12 protein-coding genes are annotated in these 12,289 nt (G+C 44.0%); 3 read left to right on the top strand and 9 right to left on the bottom strand.

Annotated features, from left to right (window positions below):
- Positions 1–461: 461 nt before the first annotated feature.
- Positions 462–905: a GNAT family N-acetyltransferase gene (locus EL84_RS15020; RefSeq protein ID WP_036611020.1), complete on the top strand. Its 444-nt coding sequence runs from the start codon at positions 462–464 to the stop codon at positions 903–905.
- Between the two features lie 6 nt (positions 906–911).
- Here EL84_RS15020 and EL84_RS32280 read toward each other — a convergent pair whose 3' ends face one another.
- The 9 genes from EL84_RS32280 to EL84_RS14975 all read right to left on the bottom strand — a co-directional run bounded on the left by EL84_RS32280 (position 912) and on the right by EL84_RS14975 (position 9,750).
- Entirely contained in the window at positions 912–1,301 is a 390-nt protein-coding gene (locus EL84_RS32280; RefSeq protein ID WP_047842246.1) for a hypothetical protein, read from the bottom strand.
- 212 nt (positions 1,302–1,513) lie between these two features.
- On the bottom strand, positions 1,514–2,476 hold the full coding sequence (locus EL84_RS15010) for an ABC transporter permease (protein WP_047842245.1): 963 nt from the start codon (positions 2,474–2,476) through the stop codon (positions 1,514–1,516).
- Positions 2,477–3,556 (bottom strand): ABC transporter permease, encoded by a 1,080-nt coding sequence (locus EL84_RS15005; protein WP_036610168.1) that lies wholly within the window; start codon positions 3,554–3,556, stop codon positions 2,477–2,479.
- Positions 3,549–5,087: an ABC transporter ATP-binding protein gene (locus EL84_RS15000; protein ID WP_036610171.1), complete on the bottom strand. Its 1,539-nt coding sequence runs from the start codon at positions 5,085–5,087 to the stop codon at positions 3,549–3,551. The genes EL84_RS15005 and EL84_RS15000 overlap by 8 nt, the downstream gene beginning before the upstream one ends.
- Before the next feature lie 298 nt (positions 5,088–5,385).
- Positions 5,386–6,426: a BMP family lipoprotein gene (locus tag EL84_RS14995; protein ID WP_047842244.1), complete on the bottom strand. Its 1,041-nt coding sequence runs from the start codon at positions 6,424–6,426 to the stop codon at positions 5,386–5,388.
- A gap of 579 nt (positions 6,427–7,005) precedes the next feature.
- Positions 7,006–7,365 (bottom strand): 50S ribosomal protein L20, encoded by a 360-nt coding sequence (gene rplT / locus EL84_RS14990; protein ID WP_017689664.1) that lies wholly within the window; start codon positions 7,363–7,365, stop codon positions 7,006–7,008.
- 88 nt (positions 7,366–7,453) lie between these two features.
- Entirely contained in the window at positions 7,454–7,657 is a 204-nt protein-coding gene (rpmI, locus tag EL84_RS14985) for a 50S ribosomal protein L35 (protein ID WP_017689665.1), read from the bottom strand.
- Positions 7,658–7,681: 24 nt separating this feature from the next.
- Complete coding sequence (gene infC, locus EL84_RS14980) at positions 7,682–8,176, bottom strand: translation initiation factor IF-3 (RefSeq protein ID WP_017689666.1); 495 nt, start codon at positions 8,174–8,176, stop codon at positions 7,682–7,684.
- 335 nt (positions 8,177–8,511) lie between these two features.
- Positions 8,512–9,750 carry a glycosyltransferase family 2 protein gene (locus tag EL84_RS14975; RefSeq protein WP_036610177.1) on the bottom strand — a complete coding sequence of 413 codons (1,239 nt, stop codon included), beginning with the start codon at positions 9,748–9,750 and terminating at the stop codon, positions 8,512–8,514.
- A 710-nt stretch (positions 9,751–10,460) separates the two neighbouring features.
- Between EL84_RS14975 and EL84_RS14970 the strand changes: the two genes are divergently transcribed.
- Positions 10,461–10,988, top strand: a complete 528-nt coding sequence (locus EL84_RS14970; protein WP_017689668.1) for a phosphatase PAP2 family protein — start codon at positions 10,461–10,463, stop codon at positions 10,986–10,988.
- A gap of 50 nt (positions 10,989–11,038) precedes the next feature.
- Positions 11,039–12,190 (top strand): UDP-N-acetylglucosamine--LPS N-acetylglucosamine transferase, encoded by a 1,152-nt coding sequence (locus EL84_RS14965; protein WP_036669745.1) that lies wholly within the window; start codon positions 11,039–11,041, stop codon positions 12,188–12,190.
- Positions 12,191–12,289: the final 99 nt, after the last annotated feature.

Genomic DNA, 12,289 nt, shown 5'->3' with positions numbered 1-12,289 from the left:
GCAATAACGGACCTTACCAGGTACAACAAAACGAATAGCTCAAACGAACATAGTCGTTTCCCATACCTGTTGTCTGTAACGCAGACATACGATTTTCCCTAATACGCGAAAGGAGTGACATCCAGTGCTTTTCAGGAAAACAGCTCCGAGGTGAGCTCGTATATAAGGGATAATGGTGGTGGTTTCAGCAATTCCAGCCACTCTCTGAGCAAAAGAGCCCTTAAAACTTCGTCCTCTTCATAGCCGATGAAATATTCTCGTTAAATGTTAGGAACATTATATGATTCCTCCAACCGATAAGTCAATACCTGTTTTGCATAAAAATTCAGAGAACCTTCTTTCCTCCCTCTTCAGCCTATAAGGTTGCCCTAATCCCAGCGCTTCATTCAGTCACCTTTTATCTTGCTTCGGGCATAGGATATACGAGCAGCACGACTGGTCCTGAAAGGAGGCTCCGCATGGTGATTCGGCAACGCACATCCAAGCTGGATGATGGCGCCATCATGAAGCTGATTGACACTCAACTTGTTCCTTTATCCCATATGAGCGAAAAGGAAATTAATAAAATCCGCAAAGAAATACCCCTGCGAATGAACAGGGGCATGACCTTTGTTGTCTCGCCGGAGCCAGACAAAGCTGCTGTGGCATTCATCCATTTTCTCATGCATGGGGAATTGCTCTATGTCGATATGATGGCCGTTAGTCCGAAAGAACAACGCAAACGTTACGGGCAAACTTTGTTGCTCAAAGCAGAGAGCTTTGCGGTATCCCGGGGTTGTCGAAGATCTAAAGTGATGGTGGATGAGGGCAATACCAAAGGGCTTCAGTTTTATCAAAAAAATGGATACAGCGCGATTCGATACATCATGATAAGCCGCTGCTACGAATTGGAAAAAACATTATAGAATGTCCTAGAAAAATCCTGGTGGGCGTGGACCTGGACCATAAGGGCCGAATCCAGGACCAGGTCCATATCCGCCACCAGGTCCTCCAGGTCCATATCCCGGTCCGTAGCCTGGACCATATCCAGGCCCTGGTTTTGGTCCAGGTCCATATCCGGGACCGAAGCCGGGACCACCTCCATAAGCATAAGGCAGTGTGGCAATAGCGAGCAGATCAAACAATACCAGTGGCAGAATCGCTTTTGTACGTACTTTTTTGCCATTCAAACGCTTGAGTACCAGTTTGTTGCCCGATACTTTCAACAGCTTTCCCGTAACCCGAGTGCCGTCTTTTTTGATTGCAACAATATTTTTGCCTATTAATTTCATCGCTTCATCACGCGTAACTTGTTGTTTCATACTTTCCCCTCCTCCTCGGATCGTTCAAAACAGTGTATTCGTCCATCACTGAATTCGCCTGTTTCTTTGTCCCTACCTGAAAATATGGGTATCTGCACGAGAACCAAGTTAAGCATGGAAAAGTCGATGGGCGTTCAAGAAAACGAAAAAAGGCCCGCACAAGGCGGACCCTTTTATCAAGCTTTTGGATAGTAAATTGACATATTACAAGTTTACCTTTTACCAGGGTCATACGCTTCACCGAGTGCAGACGGAGCCGAAGAACGTCCAACCGCTGCAACGAGAACGATGATGGTAAGCAGGTAAGGCAACATGAAAATAATTTCCTGGGGAATACTTTGTGACCATTCAAACAACTGTACATAGTTTCGGATCGCTTGTGAGAATCCAAAGAAAACAGCCGCACCAAAGGCACCAATCGGATTCCACTTACCAAAGATCATAGCTGCAATGGCAATATAACCTTGGCCGGAAACCGTATTGTGTGAGAACGTACCCGTGGTCGTCAACGTAATCGCAGCTCCACCAATGGCCGCAAGCGCACCACTGATCATAACGCCAATATAGCGATAACGAAGCACTTTAACACCAACCGTATCAGCCGCACTTGGATGTTCACCTACAGAACGAAGGCGCAGACCAAATGGCGTTTTGAACATGATGTAATACGTCAGGAATACGAACAGAATGGCTAGATATGTCGTTGGATATACGTTCTTGAAGAAGGCTTCTCCAAGCAAAGGAATGTCTTTCAACAATGGCACATCAAACTTGCTGAAGCCTTGAACCAATGGTGAATCACCAGAACCTTCAAACAACAGTTTAACCAAGTACAACGTACTTCCTGCTGCCAAAAAGTTAATGACGATACCACTGATAATCTGGTCTGCCTTAAATGTGATAGACGCAACGGCATGAATCAGAGATACCAGTACGCCCAATACAATCGCTAGCAAAACTCCCATCCAGGCCGATGTCGTTCCGCCCATGCCCGATTCTTGAGCATAATGCGCCCCGATTCCAGCTGCAAAGGCACCAAAGACCATAAAACCTTCAAGTCCAAGGTTGGTTACACCTGATTTTTCCGAAAAAATTCCGCCGAGTGATGCAAAAATCAATGCCGTAGCAAAGACAAGCGTCGTATTGATAATTTGCCCAATTGTCAACAAGTCCATCTACAACACCTTCTCTTTCTTACGCTTCGAATAGAACGGTTTAAGTATCCAGCGCACGATGCCTTGTGCCGCAATGAAGAAGATAATCGAACCGATCACAATCCGAATAATCTCAGGCGGAACATCCGCAGCAAAACTCATACCTGCAGATCCGTACGTGAGGGTACCAAACAACACTGCCCCCAATAACACCCCAAACGGATGATTCAAACCAATCAGGGCAACCGCAATTCCGTCAAAGCCTGTTCCCGGTGAACCCGACATTACGGTTTGGTATTGGAACACACCAAGAACCTGGAATGCACCACCAAGACCGGCAAGCATACCACTGATAAACATCGCTTTTACGATATTCCGGTTAACATGCATACCTGCATATTCAGCCGCATTAGGGTTGTAACCTACCGCGCGGATTTCATAACCTTGTTTTGTTTTCCACATATAGATATAAAAGAGCACAGCCATCACAAGGGCAATCAACGTCCCCATGTGTACACGGGAATTGCCCATCAGCTCAGAGAGCCATGTCAAACTAATCGAAGCCGATTCGCTGATATCCACGGAACGATTCTCGCCCTTCAATAGCAAGAATTGGCGAACGATAAGGTTGGCCAGATACAGACCAATCCAGTTCAACATGATACTACTGATAACTTCATTGACCCCACGTGCCGCCTTCAAATAACCAGCAATCGCGGCCCACAGACCACCAAACAATGCACCGGCAATCAAAGCCAGTGGCGCATGAAGGTAGATCGGCAAACCTGCAAATTTAACACCAACAAATGTTGCAGCGGTCATACCAACGAGAAATTGACCTTCTCCCCCGATGTTAAACAACCCTGCACGTGATGCAAATGCAAATGCGAGTCCAGTCATGATCAGTGGCGTCATTTCCCGTACTGCTTCACCAAAGTTGTACATGTCGCCAAATACCTTGGTGAACAATGCACCATAGGCTTCAATTGGATTGTAACCACCAATCAGCATGACAACTCCACCGAGAATAAGACCCATAATAATAGCTACTACAGGCAAAATAAATGAATCTCGGGTAAACCATTTCAATACGTTATTCATGCGCAGTACCTCTCTTTTGGGTGCTGCCCGCCATCATCAAGCCGAGCTCCCTGTCATTGGTTTCTTCCGGCAGCACCTCGCCAACGATCTGGCCTTCATAAATAACAGCAATTCGGTCAGATACATTGATAATCTCATCAAGCTCAAATGAAATCAGCAGAACAGCCTTCCCTTGATCGCGCTGTGCAATCAGTTGCTTTTGCACGAACTCAATAGCCCCTACATCCAAACCACGTGTTGGTTGCGCAGCGATAAGCAGTTCAGGGTTTTTATCTACCTCACGGGCGATAATCGCCTTTTGCTGGTTTCCTCCGGACAAGGACCGAGCTTTGGTCTCGATGCTTGGTGTACGCACATCAAAAGCCTCAACAAGCCGCTTCGCCTGCTGTTTGATGGCATCGAAGTTAAGGAACCCTTTACGGGTGTATGGTGCTTTATAATACGATTCCAGAACGATATTTTCACTCACTGAAAAATCAAGTACAAGTCCGTGTTTATGTCGATCTTCCGGAATGTGGGCTACACCCGACTCCGAGATATGGCGCGGAGAATGATTGGACAGCTCCTTGCCCTCCAAAAGAATCGAACCGCTCTCTACTTTACGAAGTCCGGTAAGAGCTTCAATCAGTTCACTTTGCCCGTTACCATCCACGCCTGCGATTCCGACAATCTCTCCTGCACGTACGTTCAGGTTAAGTTGGTTCAGAACCGAAATACCTTCTTTATTCTTGGCCGTTAATTTACTGACTTCGAGCACATTGGCTCCAGGTGTAGCCGGTTTTTTGTCCACTTTGAATGTGACATTCCGCCCCACCATTTTCTCTGCCAGCTCATTCGGATTTGTTTCCGATGTTTTAACCGAATCAATTACTTTACCCCGACGAATAATGGTTACCGTATCGGAGATTTCCATGATTTCTTTCAGTTTGTGCGTGATCAAAATAATGGACTTTCCTTCAGCTACAAGCTTCTTCATGATAATCATCAGTTCTTTGATCTCTTGAGGAGTCAATACGGCTGTAGGCTCGTCAAATATCAGAATGTCTGCACCGCGATACAACGTTTTAACAATCTCTACACGTTGCTGCATTCCGACAGAAATATCATGAATTTTGGCATGAGGATTCACCTTCAGTCCATACTGTTCGGAAAGACGCTGAACTTCAGCGGCTGCTTTTTTATAGTTAATATTGAGACCCTTCGTTGGTTCAGATCCCAAAATAATGTTCTCTGTTACCGTGAACGGCTGTACAAGTTTAAAATGCTGATGCACCATGCCTATGCCAAGATCGATCGCTCGGTTAGGGCTGTCGATGATGACAGGCTTGCCATTCACTTCAATGGAACCTTCATCTGGCTGATAGAGACCAAATACAATATTCATCAACGTTGACTTACCAGCGCCGTTTTCGCCCAGTAGCGCATGGATCTCGCCCTTACGAAGCTGAAGGCTGATGGCGTCGTTGGCAACAATGCCTGGGAAACGCTTCGTAATTTGTTTTAACTCAACGACGGGGGTTGCTGCACCCATGTAATCACCCTTATAACTGATATAGTGTGGTTCCGCAAACGTAAAAAAAACGTCTATCGACGTACTTTCAAAGAAGACAGACCGCGCTTAGCTGAAGTTTTTCTTGCGATAATCGAATGGTTCAGCTCATTAAGAACATATCAATTCCATTATCTTAAGAAAAGCTCCTACCGGAGCGTTGATGCACAGTGACCTTGTACAATTGTTATGATGACTTGATCAAATGTTCCTGTTCTTGCAATCATAAGGCCGGTCAAGACCGGCCCCAATGATTATTCATTTGCGACTAAGATCAAAATTACTCCGTAGGAACTTTGATTTCGCCGCTGATGATTTTTTCTTTGTACTCTTCCACTTTTGCAAGTGTATCAGCAGGTACATTGGCAGTAGAGGTATCAGCAATACCTACGCCGTTTTCTTTCAAAGTCAGGTTCTCGGAACCGCCAGCGAATGTACCATCAACTACTTCTTTGTTAACGCGCTTAACTGCTTCGTCAACTTTTTTGATCATGGAAGTCAGTGTGATCTCATCACCAAACTCAAGAGATTGGTCTTTGTCAACACCGATAACCCATACATCTTGACCTTGTTTCTTACGAGCAATTGCTTCGTTAAACACACCGTTACCTGTTGCGCCAGAAGCGTGGAAGATAATATCTACACCTTCATTGTAAAGTGTTGCTGCTGCTGCTTTACCCAGGTCAGGTTTATCAAATGCACCTGTGTAGTTAGAAATGAATTGAGCATCAGGGTTAACTGCTTTAACGCCTTCTCTGAATCCTACTTCAAACTTTTTGATCAGTGGGCTTTCCATACCGCCTACAAAACCAATTTTGTTGGATTTAGTTGTCAGACCAGCCACAACACCAACCAGATAAGATCCTTCTTCTTCAGCAAATGTTACGGATTTAACGTTAGGAGCATCAACAACACTGTCGATGATCGCGAGTTTAGCATCAGAGTTTTGCTCAGCTACAGTTTTGATTGCATCAGCCAATTGGAAACCGATACCCCAAGTCAGATCATATCCGCCTTTAACGAATTCGTTCAGGTTAGGAATGTACTCTTCATCGGATTTACTTTGCAGGTATTTAACAGCAGTACCTGTTTCTGTTTCAGTCGCTTGCAGAGCTTCCCAAGCGGATTGGTTAAAGGATTTGTCATTAACTCCACCTACGTCAGTAACCATACCGATTCTGAGGTCGGATTTCGCTTCAGTGGATGTGCCACCTGTATCTCCTCCGGCATTTGTTTCTTCTTTCGGTTTGCTACCGCAACCTGCGAGCATAACCGATACCGCCAGCAACATTACCAAAGACAAGCTGAGCATCTTTTTCATTTCTCTTTTTCCCCCTTAATGATATATCCCTCATTCCAATCCAGCCTACAATTGAACGGTTAACAGATAGCAGGAATGACTTTTATGCAGAATGTATGGTTTCTTCGACATTAAAAGCGCATTCTCACCCTTGAAACATCCTATCATCTGTCGAAAAACCGAACATTATGACATGGAGAGAAAAATCTAGGACTAGCCTACTAGAGGTGATTATACAATCAACCAGTGTTAAAATCCAGATGTTTCATCACCAAATATCACATATTTTTGTTCTTTTTTTATTGAAAACGCTTAATAATTTAGCGTTTTAACACACTAACGTTACAACGATGTGATGTTATATAACAAAAACATATCGCGAACTTTAGTGATGAGTGGGATTTACCTGTTTTTATTTGTATTATTTCACCGTTCGTATTTTATGTATTCCCATGGATCGTTATTCACCAGTTATCTAGTTTCATTGTTCCCTTCCAGACTATAGCCTATTCGCTCTACTCATTCAGAGATTCATCTTCGAATTTCTTCCAAGCCGTAAAAAAAGCCGCCATATAGGTACGGCGGCTTGTATCATACAATTTAAGCGTTGATTTTGCCTTTAGCTACAGTAGCCAAAGAGTTGAACGCATTGATGTCGTTAACGGCCAGATCAGCCAACATTTTGCGGTTCATGTCTACTCCAGCAAGTTTCAAACCATGGATCAGTTTGTTGTAAGACAAACCATTCATACGTGCTGCAGCATTGATACGAACGATCCACAGTCTGCGGAAGTTACGTTTCGTGTTGCGACGGTCACGGTATGCGTATACCAGGGATTTCATTACTTGCTCGTTAGCTGTTTTAAAAATACGGTGTTTGGAACCGAAATAACCTCTTGCCAGTTTCAAAACCTTTTTATGACGACGACGTACTACAAAACCGCCTTTTACTCTTGCCATATTAAAGAACCTCCCAAATAAATATAAATGTATCCGTGGTATGTGTACGGCCGTAGCCGATCCCCCATACGGAATGTACTAATTAGAATTAGCCTTTCAAGTTAGCCAAGCCTTGTTTCAAACGTCTAACATCCCCGGCAGCCATAACTGGGTTACCGTTCAGAACGCGCTTAGCACGTTTGGATTTGTGGGAAAGCAAGTGGTTTTTGTGAGCTTTGTAACGAAGGACCTTACCGGAACCAGTAATTTTGAAGCGTCCTTTCAAACTGCTGTGTGTTTTCATTTTAGGCATTTTGTGTTTCCTCCTCCAATGTTATCAGGCTTTAGGAGCCAAGATCATGATCATACTGCGGCCTTCCAATTTTGGTTGACGTTCAACAGTACAAAGTTCTGCAACTTCTACCTTAACGCGCTCCAAAATCCGTTGACCAATCGCGGCATGTGCAATTTCACGTCCGCGATAACGAACAGAACATTTCACTTTGTCGCCTTCGTTCAAAAACTTAACTACATTACGAAGCTTCGTTTGATAATCGTGCTCCTCAATATTGGAACGGAACCATACTTCTTTAATATCAACAATTTTCTGGTTCTTACGGGCTTCTTTATCTTTCTTTTGTTGCTCATAGCGGAATTTGCCATAGTCCATAATACGACACACCGGCGGTTTAGCCTGTGGTGCCACATTGACCAGATCCAAATTCAGGTCAATCGCCATTTGCAGTGCTTCGCGAATGGGCGTAATCCCAATTTGTTCTCCTTCAGCTCCGACAAGGCGTACTTCCTTCGCCCGAATCTCATCATTAATCATGTGATCTTTACTAATAATCGTCCACCTCCAGGTCATTTTAAATATCCAGTTAAACAAAAATAAAAGGGATGCCGGTCAAGCTACCGACATCCCTGTAATCAACACAATTCTTCATGAGTATACACTTCATAAATTATTGGGATCGTTGACCAGCCAACATATTTGTTGATCAGGTGAGAAGTCGGACTTCTGCTTGTGATTCCATTGCTATTCGCTTTAAGGCACTTGAATACTATATCACCCATGAAATACATTGTCAACATTCTTCACAACTTTTTTTCGTGAATTACACATTTGTGATATCAGATGTCAACAAAGTATCGCATGCATGTTCCTTACCCTTGTTTGCTTTGCACCTCATCCAACCGTACAACACGTGTATGTTGAGTGTGGCTCCACTGTTTGTTGTTCTGCGTAAAGAAAGCGTAGAACGTAATCGGGTACCAAGACAGCAAGTAGATCGGGAACAAAATCAGATATAGATAAACTTTGGCAAAGGTAACCTTCTCCAGCGCCATGGACAACAGGAACGTCAGAATGTTCAAACCAATAGCCACGAACCCAACCCATAACGGGAAGTATCCATAAATATTAGCAATGTGCGGACCACTGAATATAGCCATGTCTACCCACATCACAGCCGTCATCAGGAACGTAAGCAACACCACATAGACATTGGCTCCGTAGATAGCAAGGTCAAATTTCACCAGGCTTCTTTCCTTAATGGACTGCCATAGCAACGGGAAAAAGTATCTACGCGCAACTGTAAAGTGACCTTGCATCCAGCGCAGACGTTGTCTCGCTGAAGCTTTGAATGTTAATGGCTTCTCATCAAATACTTTGGCGTCATAGTTGAAAACAGGATACACATTACGTTGCACACTGCGCATCGTAAACTCCAGATCCTCAACCAGACTTGTTGCACCCCAACCAATTTCCTTCAACAGGTTGGTCTCAAAGCACATTCCGGTTCCTCCGAGGAAATTCGCCATATTCAAGTTATGACGAGACAACTGCCACAGACGGTTGATGTACCAGTAAGAAACACCGTAAGCTGCAGTAATCCAGGAATCCTCCGGATTTTTCGTATCAATGTATCCTTGGATAACACGCGAACCATTGTTCAAGTCATCATTCATCTCAAGCAAGAAGTTACGGTCAACCAGGTTATCCGCGTCAAACATAACAACTGCGTCATACTGACGCGGTAATTTCCACAGGTACTTAAGCATCCATTCGATGGCATACCCTTTACCTCTTAAATCGGCATTGGTACGTACACATGCGTTTAATCCATGCTCTCTGACAATTTGAGCCGTTCCATCCGTACAGTTGTCACAGATGACAAACACATCGTACAGATCTTCCGGATAATCAAGTTGTTTCAAGTTCTCCATCAAGGCACCAATGACTTGTTCCTCATTGTGTGCTGCGACGAGTACAGCGAATGATTTTGTCGCCGGATAATGTTTCTTTTTCTTTTTCTTAATCAGACCGAACAGCGAAAACGTGAATTGGTACACGGCTAGCAGTGCCAGAATGACCTGCATCGTGACGAATATAGCGTCCAACATCGTTCTCTGTTACCCCCTTTTTTTCAAAACCCAGTTTACTCAAGCATTTCTCTTCCTGATTCTGCAATTTATTTTTTTTTGATCTGCAGAATATGACCCTGTTCTTTTGTGTACTACGTGAATATATCAGGCAATGTTTCAAAGCTTGGTTGCTATCAGTTGGCTGCTTTATCGATTCTGTATCCTTTTCAGTCATTTGTCAAAACCCCAATTCCACTTTCTGAAGCAGAAATGTGATCTTTAAACGCTGAATAGACACTTCGTGATACCACAACCTCGCATTCATGCCTGTTATATCTTATTTTCAGCCGTTTACTTGATTTTTATTTCTAAAGTCCCTGCTTTTTTCATCAGCATGTTATTCTTCGTCAGAGGCTCTATAACAAATAACGCAAACAGACCTCAAAAAGTTTGAAACAGAACTCACATTTTTTTACCTCATTTCAGCCATGTTGAATCATTGTATCTTTTTTGGCTGGCCCAAGTCAAAAAGTTAAGATGGGTATATATCCACTCTTTAACATGAATTTCACGTTCTTTACATGGGTTCTTCTTGAAAAGGACAACATTTAAAAATATGATAAACATATACCTGAAATAACCTCAAGTTCATGAAAAACGGTTATATACTAATCAGGACGAAACCGGATGCAGAAAATCACCGGAAATAATGCCGCCATTACGGGCGGCCTGACTGGCAGGAGGCCAATATGAGCCGTTTATTCTTAAAGTTTCAAGATTATGATCGAAATGTTTTTATGTGGATCAACGGCCGACTTCATAATCGTTTTATGAATTTTTGGCTGTATTATTTCACCCATCTGGGTGGAGCAACTTCATCTATTGCAATATCGTTGTTAATCTGGCTACTTGCTCCAGCTCCATGGAGCACAACAGGACTCCAGGCATGTATCGCCCTTGCGGTCAGCCACATCCCTGTAGCCATCGCGAAAAAATTGTATCCCCGCATTCGACCTTATCTGGCCTTGCCGGATACAATTACGTTCCGTAATCCCCTGACGGATCACTCGTTTCCTTCAGGGCACACAACTGCCATTTTTTCGGTCACAGTTCCCTTTATGACCACTGATCCGATCTTATTGCTAATATTGTTGCCTGTGGCCCTTATTGTCGGATTCTCTCGAATTTATCTGGGGTTACACTATCCTTCCGATGTTCTGGCGGGTGCCACAATAGGTACTTTAGTCGCACTTGCAACAGTTGCATTCTGGTCTTAAAGCCGATATGTTAGACTCAGAAAAACCTAGCAGGAACAGGTGAAGTAAGCGTGGAGAAAAAAAGAGTATTACTATTATCTGAAGGCTTTGGTACGGGTCATACTCAAGCCGCCTATGCACTGTCCAGCAATTTGCGAAAGCTCTCGCCAGACGTGCAGACAAAAGTGCTTGAACTGGGAAGTTTCTTAAATCCAAAGGTTGCACCTCTGATTATAACAGCATACAAAAAAACGGTTACCAACCAACCCAAACTTTTCGGATACGTATACAGACACCAATATAAAAAATCATTGAACAGGCTGACCACACTGGCGTTGCATAAACTGTTCTATACACACACACGCAGCGTTGTGCGCCAGTTACGTCCCGATGCGATTGTCTGTACACATCCGATTCCAAGTGCTGTCATATCCAGACTGAAACGTCTGGGTGTACAGGTTCCCCTATGCACAGTCATCACCGACTATGATGCACATGGGACGTGGATTAACCGTGAAGTAGACCTTTATCTGGTTTCTTCAGATGAGGTTAAGTCCAAACTAATGCTACGAGGCGTACCTGCAGACAACATTCGAGTCACGGGCATTCCGGTGCATCCAAATTTTTGGGAGCATCCCGGACGAGAAGAGATCCGAAGCAGATTTAACCTCAAGAACATGCCTACTGTACTGGTGATGGGCGGCGGTTGGGGAATGCTCAGCGACAAGCTGGTCCATCCGCTGCTGACACGCTGGCATGAAGATATTCAGATCATTTTTTGTCTGGGTCGCAATGATAAAACACGGATCAGCATGGAACAGAACCCGATGTATCGCAAAGAAAATATTCACATTATGGGGTACACCAACGAAGTGGACAAATTAATGGAAGTATCCGACCTTCTGATCACCAAACCTGGGGGAATGACATGCAGTGAAGGCTTGGCGAAAGGAATTCCCATGTTGTTCCACAACCCTATACCTGGTCAGGAAGAAGAAAACGTCCATTATTTTACAGCAAGAGGGTTGGGAGAACCCATAACTTCGCCCGACGTAGTGGTTAAATGGATGAACAAGCTGTTGCATCACTACCCGGATGTTGTACGTAAACGCAAACGTCATTTGGCGGAAATCGCCAAGGTTCATCCAATGCAGAGCGCTCAAAGTATTATCGATCTGCTGGAGGACGTTCGTCCTTCATCCGCAGAAGAGGCCCGTTTATGAATTTATCCCATTAGGATGTCGCTTCCTGTATTCTTCGTCCAATCACGCCTCTAACCAACGGCTTCAAACAAGCCTGCAACCACATTGAAAAGGTGCCTT

The sequence above is a fragment of the Paenibacillus sp. VT-400 genome (assembly GCF_001029205.1).
GTDB lineage: Bacteria > Bacillota > Bacilli > Paenibacillales > Paenibacillaceae > Paenibacillus > Paenibacillus amylolyticus.
This window is presented reverse-complemented; position numbering and strand designations above follow the sequence as displayed.